This window comes from Gemmobacter aquatilis (assembly GCF_900110025.1).
Taxonomy (GTDB): Bacteria; Pseudomonadota; Alphaproteobacteria; order Rhodobacterales; family Rhodobacteraceae; genus Gemmobacter; species Gemmobacter aquatilis.
The window spans coordinates 160,627-177,994 of record NZ_FOCE01000005.1 but is presented as its reverse complement, the minus strand read 5'-3'; the positions used below and the strand labels follow the sequence as shown (position 1 = coordinate 177,994).

Annotated in this window: 19 protein-coding genes; 9 read left to right on the top strand and 10 right to left on the bottom strand. The window is 65.5% G+C overall.

Annotation, left to right across the window (positions count from 1 at the left end; all coding sequences use genetic code 11):
- Nucleotides 1-55: 55 nt before the first annotated feature.
- From BMX43_RS10795 to BMX43_RS10785, 3 genes are all read right to left on the bottom strand, one after another.
- The gene (locus BMX43_RS10795) at nucleotides 56-1,060 is read right to left on the bottom strand and encodes a glycosyltransferase family 2 protein (protein ID WP_175482084.1); all 1,005 of its coding nucleotides are present in this window, start codon (nucleotides 1,058-1,060) and stop codon (nucleotides 56-58) included.
- An 86-nt stretch (nucleotides 1,061-1,146) separates the two neighbouring features.
- Nucleotides 1,147-2,745: a peptide chain release factor 3 gene (locus BMX43_RS10790; protein ID WP_091301202.1), complete on the bottom strand. Its 1,599-nt coding sequence runs from the start codon at nucleotides 2,743-2,745 to the stop codon at nucleotides 1,147-1,149.
- A 128-nt stretch (nucleotides 2,746-2,873) separates the two neighbouring features.
- Complete coding sequence (locus BMX43_RS10785) at nucleotides 2,874-3,881, bottom strand: Hint domain-containing protein (RefSeq protein ID WP_245749446.1); 1,008 nt, start codon at nucleotides 3,879-3,881, stop codon at nucleotides 2,874-2,876.
- A gap of 183 nt (nucleotides 3,882-4,064) precedes the next feature.
- On the opposite strand from BMX43_RS10785, the gene BMX43_RS10780 reads away from it, so the two are divergent.
- Complete coding sequence (locus tag BMX43_RS10780) at nucleotides 4,065-4,844, top strand: SDR family oxidoreductase (protein ID WP_091301198.1); 780 nt, start codon at nucleotides 4,065-4,067, stop codon at nucleotides 4,842-4,844.
- A gap of 128 nt (nucleotides 4,845-4,972) precedes the next feature.
- Nucleotides 4,973-6,064 carry an ABC transporter ATP-binding protein gene (locus tag BMX43_RS10775; protein WP_091301196.1) on the top strand — a complete coding sequence of 364 codons (1,092 nt, stop codon included), beginning with the start codon at nucleotides 4,973-4,975 and terminating at the stop codon, nucleotides 6,062-6,064.
- Here the strand turns inward: BMX43_RS10775 and BMX43_RS10770 are convergent.
- On the bottom strand, nucleotides 6,061-6,414 hold the full coding sequence (locus tag BMX43_RS10770) for a helix-turn-helix transcriptional regulator (RefSeq protein WP_091301194.1): 354 nt from the start codon (nucleotides 6,412-6,414) through the stop codon (nucleotides 6,061-6,063). The genes BMX43_RS10775 and BMX43_RS10770 overlap by 4 nt on opposite strands.
- A 160-nt stretch (nucleotides 6,415-6,574) precedes the next feature.
- Between BMX43_RS10770 and tatA the strand changes: the two genes are divergently transcribed.
- From tatA to BMX43_RS10750, 4 genes are read left to right on the top strand one after another with little or no spacing between them, the layout of a single operon-like run.
- Nucleotides 6,575-6,793 (top strand): twin-arginine translocase TatA/TatE family subunit, encoded by a 219-nt coding sequence (gene tatA / locus BMX43_RS10765; RefSeq protein WP_091301193.1) that lies wholly within the window; start codon nucleotides 6,575-6,577, stop codon nucleotides 6,791-6,793.
- A gap of 40 nt (nucleotides 6,794-6,833) precedes the next feature.
- Nucleotides 6,834-7,298 carry a Sec-independent protein translocase protein TatB gene (gene tatB, locus BMX43_RS10760; RefSeq protein WP_091301191.1) on the top strand — a complete coding sequence of 155 codons (465 nt, stop codon included), beginning with the start codon at nucleotides 6,834-6,836 and terminating at the stop codon, nucleotides 7,296-7,298.
- Between the two features lie 3 nt (nucleotides 7,299-7,301).
- Nucleotides 7,302-8,168 (top strand): twin-arginine translocase subunit TatC, encoded by an 867-nt coding sequence (gene tatC, locus BMX43_RS10755; RefSeq protein ID WP_091301190.1) that lies wholly within the window; start codon nucleotides 7,302-7,304, stop codon nucleotides 8,166-8,168.
- Nucleotides 8,165-9,019, top strand: coding sequence for an ATP-binding protein (locus BMX43_RS10750; RefSeq protein ID WP_091301188.1), 855 nt, complete (start codon nucleotides 8,165-8,167; stop codon nucleotides 9,017-9,019). The genes tatC and BMX43_RS10750 overlap by 4 nt, the downstream gene beginning before the upstream one ends.
- Nucleotides 9,020-9,056: 37 nt before the next feature.
- Here the strand turns inward: BMX43_RS10750 and BMX43_RS10745 are convergent, their stop codons facing one another.
- From BMX43_RS10745 to BMX43_RS10725, 5 genes are all read right to left on the bottom strand, one after another.
- Nucleotides 9,057-10,304, bottom strand: a complete 1,248-nt coding sequence (locus tag BMX43_RS10745) for a M23 family metallopeptidase (protein WP_091301186.1) — start codon at nucleotides 10,302-10,304, stop codon at nucleotides 9,057-9,059.
- Nucleotides 10,305-10,375: 71 nt separating this feature from the next.
- Nucleotides 10,376-11,041: a protein-L-isoaspartate(D-aspartate) O-methyltransferase gene (locus BMX43_RS10740; RefSeq protein WP_091301184.1), complete on the bottom strand. Its 666-nt coding sequence runs from the start codon at nucleotides 11,039-11,041 to the stop codon at nucleotides 10,376-10,378.
- Nucleotides 11,038-11,826 carry a 5'/3'-nucleotidase SurE gene (surE, locus tag BMX43_RS10735; RefSeq protein ID WP_091301182.1) on the bottom strand — a complete coding sequence of 263 codons (789 nt, stop codon included), beginning with the start codon at nucleotides 11,824-11,826 and terminating at the stop codon, nucleotides 11,038-11,040. Before surE ends, BMX43_RS10740 begins: the two co-directional genes overlap by 4 nt.
- Nucleotides 11,827-11,934: 108 nt before the next feature.
- Nucleotides 11,935-12,711, bottom strand: a complete 777-nt coding sequence (locus tag BMX43_RS10730; RefSeq protein ID WP_091301180.1) for an enoyl-CoA hydratase-related protein — start codon at nucleotides 12,709-12,711, stop codon at nucleotides 11,935-11,937.
- 7 nt (nucleotides 12,712-12,718) lie between these two features.
- Complete coding sequence (locus BMX43_RS10725) at nucleotides 12,719-13,741, bottom strand: zinc-binding dehydrogenase (protein ID WP_091301178.1); 1,023 nt, start codon at nucleotides 13,739-13,741, stop codon at nucleotides 12,719-12,721.
- Between the two features lie 162 nt (nucleotides 13,742-13,903).
- Here BMX43_RS10725 and BMX43_RS10720 point away from each other — a divergent pair, with 162 nt between their 5' ends.
- Entirely contained in the window at nucleotides 13,904-15,070 is a 1,167-nt protein-coding gene (locus tag BMX43_RS10720; RefSeq protein WP_091301176.1) for an acyl-CoA dehydrogenase family protein, read from the top strand.
- A 9-nt stretch (nucleotides 15,071-15,079) separates the two neighbouring features.
- Here the strand turns inward: BMX43_RS10720 and BMX43_RS10715 are convergent, their stop codons facing one another.
- Complete coding sequence (locus tag BMX43_RS10715) at nucleotides 15,080-15,574, bottom strand: MarR family winged helix-turn-helix transcriptional regulator (protein ID WP_091301175.1); 495 nt, start codon at nucleotides 15,572-15,574, stop codon at nucleotides 15,080-15,082.
- Between the two features lie 219 nt (nucleotides 15,575-15,793).
- Between BMX43_RS10715 and BMX43_RS10710 the strand changes: the two genes are divergently transcribed.
- Together BMX43_RS10710 and badI are read left to right on the top strand one after the other, a co-directional pair.
- A complete protein-coding gene (locus tag BMX43_RS10710; protein WP_091301172.1) occupies nucleotides 15,794-16,561 on the top strand; it encodes an SDR family NAD(P)-dependent oxidoreductase in 768 nt (255 codons plus the stop codon).
- A gap of 4 nt (nucleotides 16,562-16,565) precedes the next feature.
- Nucleotides 16,566-17,348 (top strand): 2-ketocyclohexanecarboxyl-CoA hydrolase, encoded by a 783-nt coding sequence (badI, locus tag BMX43_RS10705; RefSeq protein WP_091301170.1) that lies wholly within the window; start codon nucleotides 16,566-16,568, stop codon nucleotides 17,346-17,348.
- Nucleotides 17,349-17,368: the final 20 nt, after the last annotated feature.

The following is a 17,368-nucleotide window of genomic DNA, read 5'->3' as shown; positions in this document are numbered from 1 at the left end:
CAACGTGCCATGCCTCGCGGTTAGCCCAAATTGCCGCCAAGGTCAAGCCCGGCCGTCAGATGTAGTCCTTGTAAGACCCGATCAGCGGCACAAGCCCCTCGAATTTCAGGCAATCCTTGCGCAGGCGCTGCGCTTCGGGGTCTTGCATCACGGCGGCGAATTTTTCCTTGTGCCGCGCGATCGACTGGCGGCGCAGCCGCACCAGCCGCCCGCCCGAGGCGTCATCCAACGCGCGCAGCCGCTCGAACATGCGGGGCAGCCAGGGTTTCATGCTGGCATCCTCCACGAAATTGCGGTTGCGCAGCGCCCAGTATTTCAGCCCCACCTCGCGGTCATCCTGATGCGCCGATCCGCGCCGGGTTTTCACGATGAACGTATCCAGATCGCGCACGATGTAATGGTTGATCTGCGCGAGGCTCTGCCCGCCCGGATCGGTGGAGTTGTAATTCTTCACCAGATACTGCCCCGGCAGCAGGCCCGAGCCATTGGTGATGCGCGGCGCGGCGGTGACACCCGGTTTCGGCTGCGGCTGGTGGATGCCGGGCCGGTCATACAGCGCCGGGCGGAACAGCGCCTTGAAGGCATTGAAATGGCTGTTATCCTGCATCGGATAATCCGCCATGGTGAAGCGTTCGGTCTGTTTGCGATAGCTCATCAGCCGCTTGCCCGATGACCCATAGAGCCGCCAGTTTACCATCATCAGATCGAAGGGCGGGGCGGCGGCTTCCAGATCGGCAATCCGGCCCCCGCCGGTTTTCACCACCAGAAACTCGTCCAGATCCAGCGCCATGGCATAATCGGCGCTTTTGAACTCCCGCAACTTGCTGGCGCGCGAATAGGCCTTCACCTGATTGGTGCCGCGCGGCGCCGGATTCTCGTAATACTGAATCACCCCCATCGCCTGCAGCAGCAGGAGGATTTCATGGGTCAGATCGTCCGAGTCGTTCTGGTAGATGGCAATGTCGGTGAAGCCCGTCTCAAGGTGATGCGCCACCCATTCGAGGATATAGGGCCCCTCGTTCTTGGCCGTGCCAACCAGAAAGGCGCGTGGTTCGGTCATGTCGTCTCCGTTCGGGGTCATCGGCGAAACCGGGCGAAGTGTCGCGCGATTCCGCCGCCGTGGACAAGACCGTTCGCGCCCGCCGCTTACACCATCATCTCTTTCGTCGCCGTCAGCTTCAGTTCCGGGTGGTCGCGTTCCACCCGGTCGATGTCCCAGCGCAGGCGGGTCAGGTAGACCAGATCGCCGTCATTGTCATAGGCGATATGGCCCTTGTTGACGTTGACGAATTTCTCCACATCCGCCTTCGCCCCGGTCAGCCAGCGGGCGGAGGTGAACTGCGAAGGTTCAAACCGCACCGGCAGCGAATATTCCTGCTCGATCCGGCTGGCCAGCACCTCGAATTGCAGCGCACCCACCACGCCCACGATGAAGCCCGATCCGATCATCGGCTTGAACACCTTGGCGGCACCTTCTTCGGCAAACTGCATCAGCGCCTTTTCCAGATGCTTGGCCTTCATCGGATCGCCCGCCCGCACGCCCTGCAGCAGTTCCGGCGCGAAAGACGGGATGCCGGTAAAGCGCAGCGCCTCGCCCTCGGTCAGCGCATCGCCGATGCGCAACTGCCCGTGGTTCGGGATGCCGATGATGTCACCCGCCCAGGCCTCCTCTGCCAATTCGCGGTCGGCGGCGAGGAACATCACCGGGTTGGCCACCGCCATCGGCTTTTTCGTGCGCACATGGGTCAGCTTCATGCCGCGTTCGAAATGGCCCGAGGCAAGGCGCACAAAGGCGACGCGGTCGCGGTGCTTGGGGTCCATATTGGCCTGCACCTTGAACACAACGCCCGTCACGGCGCTTTCCTCGGGGGCCACCTTGCGCGTCGCGGTGGGCTGCGGCTGCGGTTCCGGACCGTATTTGCCGATCCCGTCCATCAGCTCTTTCACGCCAAAGGAATTGATCGCCGAGCCGAACCAGATCGGCGTCATATGCCCTTCGAGAAAGCTCTGGCGGTCAAAGACCGGCAGCAACTCGCGCGCCATTTCCAGCTCTTCGCGCAGCTTTTCCAGCAGGTCGGCGGGCACATGGTCCGCCAGTTGCGGATCGTCCAGCCCGTTGATCTGGATGGTTTCCGCCACGCGGTTGCGATCCGCCCGGTCCATCAATTCCAAACGATCGTTCAGAATGTCATAGCAGCCAAGGAAATCACGCCCCTGGCCGATGGGCCAGCTTGCAGGCGACACGTCGATCGCCAGATTCTCCTGAATCTCGTCGATGATCTCGAAGGTGTCGCGCGCCTCGCGGTCCATCTTGTTGCAGAAGGTCAGGATCGGCAGGTCGCGCAACCGGCACACCTCGAACAGTTTGCGCGTCTGGCTTTCCACACCCTTGGCCCCGTCGATCACCATCACGGCGGCATCCACCGCCGTCAGCGTGCGATAGGTATCCTCGGAAAAATCGCTGTGGCCGGGCGTATCCACCAGATTGAAGCGATAGTCGCGGAAATCGAACGACATGGCGCTGGCGGAGACCGAAATCCCGCGCTCCTGCTCCATCTTGATGAAGTCGGATCGCGTGCGCCGCGCCTCGCCCTTGGCGCGCACCTGACCGGCCATCTGAATGGCGCCCCCGAACAGGAGGAACTTTTCCGTCAGCGTGGTCTTGCCGGCATCCGGGTGCGCGATGATCGCGAAGGTCCGGCGGCGGGCGATTTCAGGCGGGAGGGTGGGGCGATTGTCCAGCATGGGCAGGGCAATACCCCGGACAGCGGGTTTTCGCAATGGATCAGGCAGGGGGGAACGGGCGGCACGCGCCGGGGGCGCTGCCCCCGGACCCCCGGGATATTTGGGCCAAGATGAAAGACAGGCGCGGGTCAGCCCCGCATCGGGCGGCGCAGCGCGGGGTCGGCGGGCGGCTCCAGCACCAGTTGCCCGGTTTCGGTGCCGAAATGCTGCACCTGGCTCAGCCCCGGAAAGCGCGCCTGCACTTCGGCGGACAGTTCTTTGGGCAGGCGCGACAGTGTGGCCTCGGTCACCAGCAGGCTTTCGGCGGGGATCCCTTCGGCATAGACGATCTCGTGCCGGTCGAAGACCAGGCTGAAATAGTCGATGAAGGCGCCCTCGCGCAGGAAGATCGTCTCGCCATTCACCAGATGCCGCGCCTGCACCAGCAGCTCCGACGTGGGCAAGCCGCCGCGCCGCTGGCGCTGATACAGGAACATGCGGTGGTGCTGGCTGACGATCAGATCCCCCGCATTGCCCATCGCCCCCGCCGAAATCACCACCGGCGCAAAGGCCCCCACCGCGCGCAGCGTGGCATGGCCGACCCAGCGCACCGGCTGCGGCCCGTGATCGCGCGTCAGCACCCGTTCGCCCGCCACCAGCGCCTCGATCGGGCGCTGGCTGCCATCGGCCATGGTGATCTGCGTGCCCCGCGCAAAGCTGACGCAGAGCAGTTCCGACAAAGGCGCCGCCTCGGGTGCCTCTTCCACCTTCACAAGCGAATATTCGATGCCCGCACCCATCGGCGACAGCGGCGCCGCGTATAGCCCCGCCTGTGTCCCGGCCAGCGCCAGCATCAACAGTTCCACCCGGTTGCCGTCATCACCCATCAGCGTATAGCGCCCGATCAGCGTCACCGCATCGCCGGGCTGCCCCAGCGCCGATCCCGGCGCCACATGCTGCACCCCCGCCGCCCGCGCCAGCACCAGCCGTTCGGCGGCAAAGTCGCGGTCCAGCTCGTAGATGTCGCCGGGGCAGACCTCGGCCGGGCCACGCAGCGCATCCCCCAGATTGACGCCGATCGACACAAAGATCGCATCCGCCGGAAAGACCATGCAGGTCTGTCCGGGAAGGGAATGCGGTGTCGGCATGTCGGTCATGGGCGGGATCCGGCTGTGATCTTAAGGGCGTAGGCGGTGCAAACATGAGCGCAGCCGCCGGGTCAAGCACAGATGATCAAAGGATTGGAGCGAATCTTGGGCAGCGTCGCGGCCAGAGGCAGGACTTTCCGTCACCGCCCGCAGTTGCTAGGCTCAGCGCCGCAACGACAGGAGGAACGCGCAATGGATCTGGGAATTCGCGGCAAACGGGCGCTGGTCTGCGCCTCGTCCAAAGGCCTTGGCCGGGGCTGCGCCGAGGCACTGGCCGAGGCGGGCGTCGATCTGGTGCTGAACGCCCGCGGCGCCGAAGCGCTGGAGGCGACGGCGGCGGCGATTCGTGCCGCCCATGGCGTGCAGGTCACCGCCATTGCCGCCGACATCACCACCGAAGACGGCCGGGCGCAGGTTCTGGCCGCCGTCGGCCCGGTGGACATTCTGGTGACCAATGCCGGCGGCCCGCCCCCCGGCCTGTGGAGCGACTGGACGCGCGACGATTTCATCCGCGCGCTGGATGCCAATATGCTGACCCCCATCGCGCTGATGACCGCACTGATGCCCGCGATGATCGACCGGGGCTGGGGACGGGTGGTCAACATCACCTCGCAATCGGTGAAGGGGCCGATTGCGCAACTGGGCCTGTCCAATGCCGCGCGCACCGGGCTGACCGGCTATGTCGCGGGCACGGCGCGGCAGGTCGCGCCCTTTGGCGTCATCGTCAACAACCTGCTGCCCGGCATCCATGACACCGACCGCGCCACCGCGCTGGATACCGGCGTGACCAAGGCACAGGGCATCGACATGGACGCGGCGCGCGCGCAACGCATGGCCACCATCCCCGCCCGCCGCTATGGCACCGCCGCCGAGTTCGGGGCGATGTGTGCCTTCCTCGCCTCGCAGCATGCGGGCTTCATCGTCGGCCAGAACATCCTGCTGGATGGCGGGGCGACCAATGTGACGATGTGAAAACGCGGCACCGCTGCGGCACAGGCGGTGTACGGGGGGTGTACGGATGTCACCCCCCGTTTGCGCGTCTTGTCTCGGGCCGGGCGGGCTGCTAGGCAGAAACCTGATCAATTTCCTCGGATAGTCCCGTGCCGCAGCCCGTTCCCCGCCTCGAGATCCGCGCGCTGACCCGCAGCTTCGGCGGGCGGCCTGTGGTAAACAATGTCTCGCTGACCATCGCGCCGGGGCAGGTGACCTGCCTGCTCGGCCCCTCGGGCTGCGGCAAATCCACCACCCTGCGCATGATCGCCGGGGTGGAAACCCCCGATTCCGGCGAGATCCTGATCGACGGGGTGCCGGTGTTCGGCGCCGGTCGCACCCTGCCACCCGAGGCGCGCGGCGTCGGCCTGATGTTTCAGGATTTCGCGCTGTTCCCGCATCTGACCGTGGCGCGCAACGTGGCGTTCGGTCTGCAGGGCGACCGCGATTCCAGGATGAAGAGAGTCTCGGAACTTCTTGAGAAGGTTAATCTTTCTGGATATGGCGACAAGCACCCCCACCAGCTTTCAGGGGGGGAACAGCAGCGCGTGGCGCTGGCCCGCGCGCTCGCGCCGCGCCCCCGGCTGATGCTGATGGACGAGCCGTTTTCCGGCCTCGACAACCGCTTGCGCGACGGGATTCGCGATACCACGCTGGAGGTTCTGAAAGAGGAAGGCGCCGCCGTTCTTCTGGTAACGCACGAGCCGGACGAGGCGCTGCGCATGGCCGATGAAATCGCCCTGATGCGCGGCGGCCATATCGTGCAACGCGGCTCTCCCTACAATGTCTACAACAGCCCGGTCGATAAGGCCGCGGCGGCGTTCTTCAGTGATATCAACGTGATACCAGGTGTTTCTCGTGGGGCGCTGACACTGACGCCCTTTGGTGACTTCCTCACGCCCGGCCATGCCGATGGCGGCGCGGTCGAGATCATCATCCGCCCGCAGCACATCAAGATCGACTTTGACCGCGCCGGGCGCGGCCCCAACCCTACGCCGATGGATGGCACCCCCGCCCGCGGCACGGTGACCCGTGCCCGCTTCCTTGGGCGGGAAAGTCTGGTCGAGTTTTCAATGGATTACGACAAATCCACCCTCACCGCCGCCGTGCCGGGCGTGTTTCTGCCCAAGCCCGGAACCGTGCTGTGGCTGATGATCCGCCGCGACCGCTGCTTCGTGTTTCCGGCCCATCCGCGCGGCTAGGCGGGGTCTTCGGCCACCTGTGGCAACACCGCCGCGATCTTCGCCGCCAGCGACCGCGCGCCGCGCGGCAGCGTGCCTTCAGGCGCCTCTGAAGTGGCGGCCAGAAACTGTTGCAGCACCGCCAACTCGTCGATCGTCAATATCAGTGGGGGCAGCGTGACCGGCGCACGCAAGATATAGCCCACCCCGCGCTCTCCTTCCACCGGCAGGCCAGACCCGGCCAGCACCGCCATGTCGCGCCAGATCGTGCGGGTGGACACACCAAGCCGCTGCGCCAGATCACTTGATCGGTGCAGCCGTCCATCTCGCAGGATCTGGACAAGATCGAACAGGCGGTCGTTGCGGCTCATGTCACAAAATGATCCTGCGCCCCGACCGAGTCAAGCCAAGGCAACTGACATCTAGCTGTCAGCAAGTCCCGCCGGGGGGCGGATCGGGGCTTGATACGCGGCAGGGTCGGCGTAGAGATGAAGGGGTAACAGGTGCCGCTCGCACCTTTTGGAGACTGACATGGGAAGATTCGGACCGCTTGAAATCATCATCATCGCCGCCGTTGTGCTTGTGCTGTTCGGGCGCGGCAAGATCAGCAATCTGATGGGCGAAGTTGGCAAGGGCATCACCGCCTTCAAGAAAGGCGTGAAGGACAGCACCACCGCTGCCGCCGAAGAACCGCCGGCCGTCGATACCGTGCGCGACGTGACGCCTGTCACCGAGAAAGACAAGGTCTGAGCCGCGTTTGCGCTAGATCTGGTTTCTGGAAGGGCAGGACATGCTGGATATAGGCTGGAGCGAGTTGATCCTGATCGGGATCGTCGCGCTGATCGTGGTGGGTCCGAAAGACTTGCCGCGCATGTTTCACACGCTGGGCCGGGTCACCGGCAAGCTGCGGAGCATGGCGCGCGAGTTTCAGCACGCCATGGATGACGCGGCCAAAAGCGCCGGGCTGGACGAGGTGCGCCGCGATCTGTCGGAGGTGGTGTCGAAGAAAAACCTCGGGCTGGACGCGCTGGAAACTGCCGCGACCAAGTTCGAGAAATGGGACCCGACGCGCAGCATGACCGGCCCGCAGACGCCTGCCACGCAGGCGATGGCCGAGATGCGCGCCGCCGAAGCTGCCGCAAAGGCAAAGGCCGCCACCGCCGCCGAAATCGCCGCAGATGCGGATTTTGACCATGAACCGCCGCAACCGGCCCCCGCTGCCGCTGTGGCCAGCGGTGCGGCGAACAAAGAGTAAACCATGGCTGACGAGACGATCGACGACAGCGCCGCCCCCTTGGTGGAACATCTGGCCGAGCTGCGCAAACGGCTCATGTGGTCGGCGCTGACCTTCATCATCGGCATGTTCACGGTCTATCCCTTTGCCATGGACGTGTTCAACTTTCTGGCGCAGCCGATCTGCAATGCGCTGGCCGCGCAGGGGCAGAACTGCCAGCTTGTGCTGATTTCACCGCAGGAAGGCCTGTTCGTCGCCATCAACATCTCGTTGTTCGGCGCGCTGGTTCTGGCCTTTCCGGTGATCGGCTACCAGTTGTGGCGCTTTGTGGCGCCGGGGCTGTATCGCGCTGAAAAGAATGCGCTTTTACCGTTTCTGATCGCCTCTCCGGTGATGTTCTTCTTTGGCGCGACCTTCTCGTATTACGTCGTGCTGCCCACCGCCTTCGGCTTCTTCCTGCAGTTCCAGCAGATGGGGCAAGAGGCGGCCGCAGTTGCCACCGCCGCGACCGACGCGGCCGCTGCAGTGGCGGACAAGCCGGTGCCGGGCATCATGTTTCAGGGCTCGGCGCAGGAATATCTGGGCGTCACGATGAAATTCATCCTCGCCTTCGGCCTGTGCTTCCAACTGCCGGTGTTGCTGACGCTGCTGGGCAAGGCGGGGCTGGTTTCGGCCAAGGGTCTGGCCTCGATGCGGAAATATGCGGTGGTGGGCATTCTGGTGCTGGCCGCCGTGGCGACCCCGCCGGATGTGATGAGCCAGGTCATCCTGTTTGCCGCGATCTATCCGTTGTATGAAATCTCGATCCACATCATTCGCCGGATCGAGAAGAGCCGCGAAGCCCGCATGCGCGCCGATGGCAGCTGGATCGAGGACGAGGAGGACGCATGAGTCTGGATGCCTTTTCGCCCGATGCGCTGACCCGCATCGCCGAGGCGCTGGAGCGGTTGGCCCCGCCGCCACAACCTGCGCCGGATTTCACGGCGGCCAGTGCCTTCGCCTGGCATACCGGGCCGGACCGGCTGGAGCCGGTGGCCAAGGTGGCGCGGGTGGATCTGTCGCTGTTGGTGGGGGTGAACCGGGCGCGCGACACGCTGTTCGACAACACGCTGCACTTCGCCCAAGGGCTGCCCGCCAACAACGCGCTGCTTTGGGGCGCGCGCGGGATGGGAAAATCCAGTCTGGTCAAGGCGGTTCACGCGGCGATCTGCGCGCGCGGGCTGGATCTGAAGCTGGTGGAACTGTCGCGCGAGGATCTGCCCTCGGTCGCGCGGCTGCTGGCGCATCTGCGCCAGTCACAGGCGCGGTTCGTGCTGTTCTGTGACGACCTGTCGTTCAGCCATGATGACCAGCATTACAAAAGCCTGAAGGCCGTGCTGGATGGCGGGATCGAGGGGCGGCCGGACAATGTGATCCTCTATGCCACCTCGAACCGCCGTCACCTGATGCCGCGCGACATGATCGAGAATGAACGCTCCACCGCGATCAACCCCGGCGAGGCGGTGGAGGAAAAGGTCTCGCTGTCAGATCGTTTCGGGCTGTGGCTGGGGTTCCATCCCTGTTCGCAGGATGAATATCTGGCGATGATCGACGGTTATTGCGCGGCGCATGGCGTGCAGGTTGCCCCCGATGTGCTGCGGGCTGAGGCGATCGAATGGCAGGCGACACGCGGGTCGCGGTCAGGCCGGGTGGCGTGGCAGTTCTTCACCGATCTGGCGGCGCGGCACGGCGTAAGTCTTTGATCTTGAAGGGGCAGGCCTGCAAGCCTGCCCCTTTCGCTTATTGCAGATAGCTCATCGGATCGACCGAGTCGAAGCCCTGCCGCACCTCGAAATGCAGGAAGGAGGGGCTGCCCGCGCGCACCTTGGCAATGGCCTGCCCGCGCGTCACGGTGGCGCCCTTTTCAACGCTCAGCGCATCAATCCCGCCGTAAACCGTCAGCAGGTTGCCGCTGTGGCGGATCACCAGAATCGGCACGCCATCGGTGCTTTTGGTGATCGCGGCGACGGTGCCGGCCTCGGCGGCGGTGACGGTGGCCCCGGCTGACGCGCCGATGTCGATCCCGTCATTCTTGCCCTTGGCATAGCCGCGGATCACCGAACCGCCGACCGGCATCGCCAGTTTGCTGGCCGACGCGGCGGTGCGGTTGGCGCCCAGATCGGCTACGGGTTTCGGGGCGGATGCTCCGTCCGCACCCTGCGCCACCGGGTTCGGGGCCTCGTCCTTTTCCGGCAGCGGTTCGGAGGCCGAGGGCGGCACCGGGGTGGGCGAGCCTGCGCCGGGTGGGGTGACAGCGGCGGTTTCGGCGGGGGCTGCAGCCGCGACGGCGACCGGGATCAGCAGATATTGCCCTTCGCGCACCGTCAGATTGGCGTCGAGCCCGTTCCAGTCGGCCAGATCGCGGGCGGTGACATTGTAGGTTCGGGCGATGGTGAAGGCGGTTTCGCCACGCTGCACCTGATGGCGGGCCGGCTCGACGCCCGGCGCCTGACTGGCGGCATCGGGGCCTTTCTGCCAGCCCGAAGCGGGCGTTGCGGCCGGGGCCGTCGCCGCGGTCGGCGTGGCGCGGTTGATGGCGGTCGTGGCGATGGTGGTCACGTCGATGGCGCCCGCGCGGATCGGCGCGCCGACCACGGCGCCGGTGCCGCCCGTGGTGCTGCCGCCTGCGGTTTCCGCCACGCGGCGGGGCAGCGCCAGAACCTCACCGTCGCGCAGCGGGGCTTCGGGCTTGGTGGCGTTGTAGCGTGACAATTCTGCGGCATCGACGCCAACCCGCGCGGCAAGGCTGGCCACGGTATCGCCTCGCCGGGCGACAGCCACCTGATAGCCGGGATAGGAGATCACGCCGCGCGCATCCGGCGTGGGGCGGTTTTGCGCGGCGGAGCGCGCCGCCTCGGCGGTGCTGAGCCCGCTGCGCCGCAGATCCCAGTCGAAGGGTTTGCCACCGCCCGACTGGCAGGCCGCAAGCGCGAGGGTCAACCCGAAAGCGGGCAACAGCGGAAGGGGGGAACGGATGTGACTGCGCATGGATCTACCTCAACTCGGACGCCCGGTTGCCCCGGGTCGTGACTGATTACACCGTATCTGGTGGCCAAAGTCTACTCTGACGCGATCCCTTCGACCAGCGGAACAAAGCGCACTGGGCGGAGTTCCTCGTAGTCAAACCCCTGATCGGTGCGGGTGACCTTGATCAGGCTTTGCACCGCATCGGATTGCCCGACCGGCAGCACCATTACCCCGCCCGGCTTCAACTGCGCCAGCAGCGGCCCCGGCGGGTCTTCGGCGGCGGCGGTGACAAGGATGCGGTCGAACGGCGCCTGTTCGGGCAGGCCGAAACTGCCATCGCGGGTGACGGCGGTGATGTTGTTCAGGCCCAGGTCGCGGAACAGATCGACCGCCTCGCGCACAAGGCGGCGGTGCCGGTCCACTGTATAGACGCGGCGCGCCAGCAGCGACAGGATCGCCGCCTGATAGCCCGATCCGGTGCCCACCTCCAGCACCACATCGCGCGGCTGCACGGCCAGCGCCTGCGTCATCAACCCCACGACCGAGGGCTGGCTGATCGTCTGGCCGCAAGAGATTGGCAGCGGCATGTCTTCATAGGCGCGATCCGAGAAGATGTTCTTCACGAAACGACCGCGATCAATCCGCTCCATGGCGGTGAGCACGCGGCTGTCGGTCACGCCGCGCGAGCGCAGGGCAAAAAGGAAGCGCATCTTGCGTTCTGCCGGGTCGTCGTCGTGATCCGGCACCTCTGTCGTCATGCGAACCGCGCCTCAAGCTCTGCCAGCACGTCATGGGCGGTCAGATCGGCGCGCATCGGGGTGACCGAGACATAGCCTTCAAGATTGACGGCGGCATCGGTGCCGGGCTGGGTCGGCGTGTGCTGCGGCCCCCCCTTGATCCACAAAAACCGCTTGCCCGAGGGTGAGATATGCGGATCGGCGGAGAAGGTGGTATCGCGGCGGAAACCTTGCGCGGCGATGCGGGTGCCTTTGACATTCGCGCCGGATACAGGCGGAAAATTCACGTTGTAGAACAGGCGGTAATCGGCCTCGGCCTGCCAGATGCCCTTGTCGAGCAGCGCGCGCACCACGTCGGCGCCATGCACGCGGGCCGCCTCGAACGGGTCGGCCAGATCATTGGTTTCCGGCCCCATGAACTGCGACAGCGCAATCGCCGGAATCCCCTGCAACGCCGCTTCCATCGCGCCGCCGATCGTGCCGGAATAGAGCGTGTTCTCGGCGGCATTGTTGCCCCGGTTTACCCCCGACAGCACCAGATCGGGTCGTGCGCCTTCCAGCACGTCATAGATGGCGGCCAGCACGCAATCGGCAGGGCTGCCTTCGGTGGCAAAGCGGCGCGGGCCCAGCTTGGCGATCAGCATCGGGTGGGTATAGCTGATGCAATGGCCGACGCCCGATTGTTCAAAGGCGGGCGCCACGGTCCAGACCTCGCCCTTGGGGCCGGCGATGGCCTGCGCGATCTCGGTCAGCACTTCCAGACCGGGGGCGTTGATCCCGTCATCATTGGTAATCAGAATGCGCATCGGCCCCTGCCTTTCTCTTGCCTCCTGCTTAGACGAGGCGGGGTGAGGCGGCAAGCGCCGGGGCGGCGGAAGCCGGGATTTTCCACGGCTTCCACGGGTTTGCACCGCCTAGCGGTTGCGGAACTGCGGTTTGCGCTTTTCGGCGAAGGCGGCCATGCCCTCGCGCCGGTCCTCCAGCGCGAAGGTCGCGTAAAGCAGGCGGCGTTCCAGATGGATGCCTTCCTGCAGCGCCGTCTCGTAGGCCTTGTTCACCGCCTCTTTCGCCAGCATCACCACCGGGCGCGACGAGCGCGCAATCTGCGCTGCCAGTGCCAGTGCGGTGTCCAGATAGGCGTCATCCGGTTCGACCCGCGCCACCAGTCCCGCCGCCCGCGCCTCTTCGGCGGTCAGCACCCGGCCTGTCAGGATCATGTCCATCGCCAGCGCCTTGCCGACGACCCGGGTCAGCCGCTGCGTGCCGCCCGCGCCGGGGATGGTGCCGATGCGGGTTTCGGGCAGGGCAAAGCGGGCGCAGTCTGCCGCGACGATGATGTCGCACATCATCGCCAATTCGCAGCCGCCGCCGATGGCATGGCCCGACACGGCAGCGATGGTGGGTTTGCGGGCCGAGGCGATGCGTTCCCAACTCGCGGTGACGAACTGTTCGGAATAGACATCGAACAGGGTCTTGTCCTTGATTTCCTTGATGTCTGCCCCGGCTGCAAAGGCGCGGGCCGAGCCGGTCAGGACGATGGCGCCCACCGCCTCGTCCGCCTCCATCGCATCAACGGCGGCAGAAACCTCGCGGGTCAGCCGGTCGTTCAGGGCGTTCAGCGCCTCGGGGCGGTTGAGGGTGATCAGGCCCACGCCATGTTCGACGCGGGTGAGGATGGTGTCATAGGTCATGGGGCCCTCAGGCAATGGTGATGATGATCTTGCCCAGCCGGTCCGGGTGTTCCAGCCGGTCGAAGGCGCGGGGCACGTCGGCAAGGGGGAAGGTGCTGTCGATCTGCGGGGTGAAGGCGCCGGCGGCGAAGGCGGCGATCAGGCGGCGGAACTCCTCGCGGCTGCCCATGGTCGATCCGTGGATCGACAGTTGCCGCACGAACAGCCGCTGGATATCGGCGGAAGGGTGGGCGCCTGTGGTGGCGCCGCAGGTCACCAGATGGCCGCCCCGCGCCATGGCGCGCAGCGAGGCGGGCCATGTCCGCTCGCCCACATTGTCGATCACCAGATCGGCACCATCGCCTGCGGTCAGCGCGGCCACGGCCTTGGGCACATCGGCGGTGCGATAGTCGATGACCTCGACCCCCAGCGCGCGGAAATGGGCCAGCTTGTCAGCGCCGCTGGTGGTGACGATCACCCGCGCCCCGGCCATGCGGGCCAGTTGCATCGCGGCATAGGCCACCCCGCCGCCCGCGCCCTGCACCAGCACCGTCTGCCCCGGCCCGGCGGGGGCCTTGCCAAAGACCATGCGCCAGGCGGTCAAGTAGGCCACGCCAAGCGCCGCCGCCTGCGTGACATCTGTGCCCAGCGGCAGGGCCACCAGTGCGGCGGCGGGCACCACGATTTCTTCGGCGAAAGTGCCATCGCGGTGTTCGCCGAAGATCCGCGCCGAGCTGCACAGCGGCTGATCACCCGCAAGGCAGGCGCGGCACTGGCCGCAAGTGTCGTAGGGATACAGGATCACCCGGTCGCCCGGCGCAAAGCCGGTGCCTTCGGGCGCCTCGATCACCTCGCCCACGCCGTCCACGCCCATGATCTGGGGCAGCGAATGAGTGATGCCCGCCCCCGAATCACGCATGTAGAGATCAACGCGGTTGACCGAGGCTGCAAGCATCCGCAGCCGGGCCATGCCGGGGCCAGCGCTGGGGCGGGCGGTTTCGGTCAGGCGCGGGCCGTCGGGGCCGCGGCTGTGCAGGATGATGGCTTTCATGGTGGTCCTCCCGATAAAAAGACAACATATTTACGTTATTTGCGCAAGGGGTCTGTGGGCTTTCTCCGTGCTACGCAGATTTCCGCAGGTTCTGCCTGTATCAAGGCAGTTGCTGTTCGGAATATAAGTAAATATATTGTCTTAAATTTGGAGGAGGATCCCATGCCGCTTGACCCGGAAACCCGTGCCCAGCTTGTTGAAACCATGCGCCGCTTTGTCGATGAACGGCTGATCCCGCGCGAGGCGGAGGTGGCCGATGCCGATGCCATGCCCGCCGACATCATTCAGGAGATGCGCGACCTGGGGCTGTTCGGCCTGTCCATCGCCGAGGAATATGGCGGGCTTGGCCTGACCATGGAGGAGGAGGCGCTGGTGGTGATGGAGGTCGGCCGCGCAGCGCCCGCCTTCCGTTCCATGTTCGCCACCAATGTCGGCATCGGCAGTCAGGGCATCGCCATTGACGGCACGGCGGAGCAGAAGGCGAAGTATCTGCCGGGCTTGGCTTCGGGCGCGATTATCGGCTCTTTCGCGCTGACCGAACCGGAGGTCGGATCGGACGCGGGCAGCGTGCGCACCACGGCGCGGCGTGACGGGGATCACTATGTGCTGAACGGCACCAAGCGTTACATCACCAACGCCCCCCATGCCGGGTTGTTCACCGTGATGGCGCGCACCGATCCGGCGGTGAAGGGCGCCGGCGGCGTGTCGGCCTTTGCGGTCGAGGCGGGGGTGCCGGGGCTGAGCCTGGGCAAGCCCGAACGCAAGATGGGCCAGCAGGGCGCGCATGTCTGCGACGTGATCTTTGACAATTGCCGTGTGCCCGCAGAGGCGCTGATCGGCGGGCGCGAGGGGCAGGGGTTCAAGACCGCGATGAAGGTGCTGGACAAGGGCCGCCTGCATATCGCCGCTGCCTGCACCGGCCTGGCCGAGCGGATCATCGACGACATGGTGGGTTATGCCGTGGGCCGCAGGCAGTTCGGCAAGGCGATTGCCGAGTTCCAGTTGCTGCAGGGGCTGTTCGCCGACAGCAAGGCCGAGGCGCTGGCGTCGCGCGCATTGGTGCTGGATGCGGCGCGGCGGCGCGATGCGGGCGAGGATGTGGCGATGGCGGCAAGCTGTGCCAAGATGTTCGCCTCGGAAATGGTGGGGCGGGTGGCGGATCGCAATGTGCAGGTGCATGGCGGCGCGGGCTATATCCGCGACTACAGGGCCGAGCAGTTGTTCCGCGATGCGCGGCTGTTCCGCATCTATGAAGGCACGACGCAGATCCAGCAGACCATCATCGCCAAGGCATTGATTGCCGAGGCGCGTGGCAAGGCCGGTCTGTAAGCTGGCCGTTCAGTCTTCGCCCCCCTGCGCGTCATCCACGGCGCGCAGGTTCTGCCGCAGCCTGTCCATGTAATGCAGCATGTGGATCATGTCGTTGTTCGACAGATCGCGCATCGCGTCGGCATAATAGGCGGCGATGTCGGCCTGCATGTCCGACCAGCGCTGCCACCCGGCCGGGGTCAGCTTGATCAGGCGCGAGCGGTTGTCGTTGGCGTCTACCGTCCGCTCCACCAGCCCGCGCGCCTCCAGCCGTGACAGTACGCCGGTCAGGTTCTGGCGGCTGACCATCAGCAGCGCCGCCAGATCGCGCACCGCGATGCCGCCCACCCAGCGGTCGCGCACCAGCGCGCCGAGGATCGCCCATTGCTGGGTCGTCACTTCGTGCCGTTCCAGCGCCTTGGTGCCGGTCTTGTTCAGCATGTTTGCGCATTGATACAGCCGGAACGCCATCCGGTTGGCGAGGCTGAGGCCGAGCGGGTCTGATGGATCAACATCTTGCTTCATTGCGCCACCATCTGCCGCTGTGGGGGCGAGGTCAAGAGGGGCCAGTGTAGCGGGATCTTTCGTCAATATACGTAAATAAGTTGACATAAATAGCCCGCGCCCGGTATCAAGATTCGAGGAAGCCAGCGAAAGATTCGAGCGTCAGCTCTGCCGGGTGCGAAAGGAAAGTTCCTTTTCTCGGTGCGAAATCGGCTGGTCATGTGATGCGAGGAGGAAGCCGTGAGAGGCCTTAAAGGAAAAGTAGTTGTCATAACGGGCGGCGGCGGCGGGATCGGCACGGCCACCTGCCTGCGCTTTGCCGAAGCGGGTGCGCGGGTCGTGGTCTGCGACATCAATCTGGCTGCTGCCGAGGCGGTGGTGGCCCAGATCGTGGCTCAAGGCGGCGAGGCGCTGGCGGTGGCGGTGGATCTGACCGATTTCGCCGCGACCGGCGCTGCGGTCGAACAGATCGAGGCCGGGTTCGGCGCCATCGACGTGCTGGTGAACAATGTCGGCTGGGATCTGTTCGTGCCCTTCCTGAAATCGGAGCCGTCGTTCTGGTCGAAGATCATCGACATCAACCTGCGCGGCGTTCTGAACATCACCCATCCGGTGGTCGCCCGGATGCAGGCGCGCAAATCGGGGCGGGTGGTGTCGATCGGCTCGGATGCGGGCCGGGTCGGTTCGTCGGGCGAGGCGGTCTATGCCGCTTGCAAGGCCGGGGTCATCGCCTTTTCCAAGACCATGGCGCGCGAACATGCGCGGGCGGGCATCACCTTCAACGTGGTCTGCCCTGGCGTGACCGAAACCGCGATGCTGGAAAGCTTCATGGATGCTTCGGGCAACAAGGAAAAGCTGCGCGACGCTTTCACCAAGGCGGTGCCGATGGGCCGCATGGGCCGCCCCGACGATCTGCCGGGCGCCATCCTTTTCTTCGCTTCCGACGATGCGGGATTTGTCACCGGGCAGGTGATCTCGGTCTCCGGCGGCCTGACCATGCACGGGTGACCAGATGACCTACGAAGACATTCTTTACACTGTCAAAGACGGCGTGGCGACGATCACCATCAACCGCCCCGACAAGTACAACGCCTTTCGCGGCCAGACCTGCGAAGAGCTGATCCATGCCTTCAACAAGGCCGGGTGGGACAAGTCGATTGGTGTGATCGTGCTGACCGGCGCGGGCGAAAAGGCGTTTTGCACCGGCGGCGACCAGTCGGCGCATGAAGGCCAGTATGACGGGCGCGGTACCATCGGCCTGCCGATGGAAGACCTGCACACCATCATCCGCGATGTGCCGAAGCCCGTGATCGCCAAGGTGCGCGGCTTTGCGGTGGGCGGCGGCAATGTGCTGTGCACCATCTGCGATTTCACCATTGCAGGGGAAAGCGCGCAGTTCGGGCAGGTGGGGCCGAAGGTCGGCTCGGTCGATCCCGGTTTTGGCACGGCGTTCCTGGCCCGCGTGGTGGGTGAAAAGAAGGCGCGCGAGATCTGGTATCTGTGCCGCCGCTACAAGGCGGCCGAGGCGCTGGCCATGGGGCTGGTGAATGCCGTGGTGCCGGATGACCAACTGGACGCCGAGGTGGATCGCTGGTGCGCCGAGATCATGGAGAAATCGCCCACCGCCATCGCCATCGCCAAGCGCAGCTTCAACGTGGACACCGAACACCAGCGCGGCATCGCCGGTTTGGGCATGTATGCGCTGAGCCTCTATTACGACACCGACGAAAGCAAGGAAGGCGGGATCGCGTTCAAGGAGAAGCGCAAGCCCGATTTCCGCAAGTTCTCGCGCTGAGGCACGACAGCGGTGGCGCC

What these genes read in the sequence shown, in the direction of transcription:
- BMX43_RS10795 (WP_175482084.1), bottom strand. Translation starts at nt 1,060, where the DNA reads ATGACCGAACCACGCGCCTTTCTGGTTGGCACGGCCAAGAACGAGGGG.
- BMX43_RS10790 (WP_091301202.1), bottom strand. Translation starts at nt 2,745, where the DNA reads ATGCTGGACAATCGCCCCACCCTCCCGCCTGAAATCGCCCGCCGCCGG.
- BMX43_RS10785 (WP_245749446.1), bottom strand. Translation starts at nt 3,881, where the DNA reads ATGACCGACATGCCGACACCGCATTCCCTTCCCGGACAGACCTGCATG.
- BMX43_RS10780 (WP_091301198.1), top strand. Translation starts at nt 4,065, where the DNA reads ATGGATCTGGGAATTCGCGGCAAACGGGCGCTGGTCTGCGCCTCGTCC.
- BMX43_RS10770 (WP_091301194.1), bottom strand. Translation starts at nt 6,414, where the DNA reads ATGAGCCGCAACGACCGCCTGTTCGATCTTGTCCAGATCCTGCGAGAT.
- tatA (WP_091301193.1), top strand. Translation starts at nt 6,575, where the DNA reads ATGGGAAGATTCGGACCGCTTGAAATCATCATCATCGCCGCCGTTGTG.
- tatB (WP_091301191.1), top strand. Translation starts at nt 6,834, where the DNA reads ATGCTGGATATAGGCTGGAGCGAGTTGATCCTGATCGGGATCGTCGCG.
- tatC (WP_091301190.1), top strand. Translation starts at nt 7,302, where the DNA reads ATGGCTGACGAGACGATCGACGACAGCGCCGCCCCCTTGGTGGAACAT.
- BMX43_RS10750 (WP_091301188.1), top strand. Translation starts at nt 8,165, where the DNA reads ATGAGTCTGGATGCCTTTTCGCCCGATGCGCTGACCCGCATCGCCGAG.
- BMX43_RS10745 (WP_091301186.1), bottom strand. Translation starts at nt 10,304, where the DNA reads ATGCGCAGTCACATCCGTTCCCCCCTTCCGCTGTTGCCCGCTTTCGGG.
- BMX43_RS10740 (WP_091301184.1), bottom strand. Translation starts at nt 11,041, where the DNA reads ATGACGACAGAGGTGCCGGATCACGACGACGACCCGGCAGAACGCAAG.
- surE (WP_091301182.1), bottom strand. Translation starts at nt 11,826, where the DNA reads ATGCGCATTCTGATTACCAATGATGACGGGATCAACGCCCCCGGTCTG.
- BMX43_RS10730 (WP_091301180.1), bottom strand. Translation starts at nt 12,711, where the DNA reads ATGACCTATGACACCATCCTCACCCGCGTCGAACATGGCGTGGGCCTG.
- BMX43_RS10725 (WP_091301178.1), bottom strand. Translation starts at nt 13,741, where the DNA reads ATGAAAGCCATCATCCTGCACAGCCGCGGCCCCGACGGCCCGCGCCTG.
- BMX43_RS10720 (WP_091301176.1), top strand. Translation starts at nt 13,904, where the DNA reads ATGCCGCTTGACCCGGAAACCCGTGCCCAGCTTGTTGAAACCATGCGC.
- BMX43_RS10715 (WP_091301175.1), bottom strand. Translation starts at nt 15,574, where the DNA reads ATGAAGCAAGATGTTGATCCATCAGACCCGCTCGGCCTCAGCCTCGCC.
- badI (WP_091301170.1), top strand. Translation starts at nt 16,566, where the DNA reads ATGACCTACGAAGACATTCTTTACACTGTCAAAGACGGCGTGGCGACG.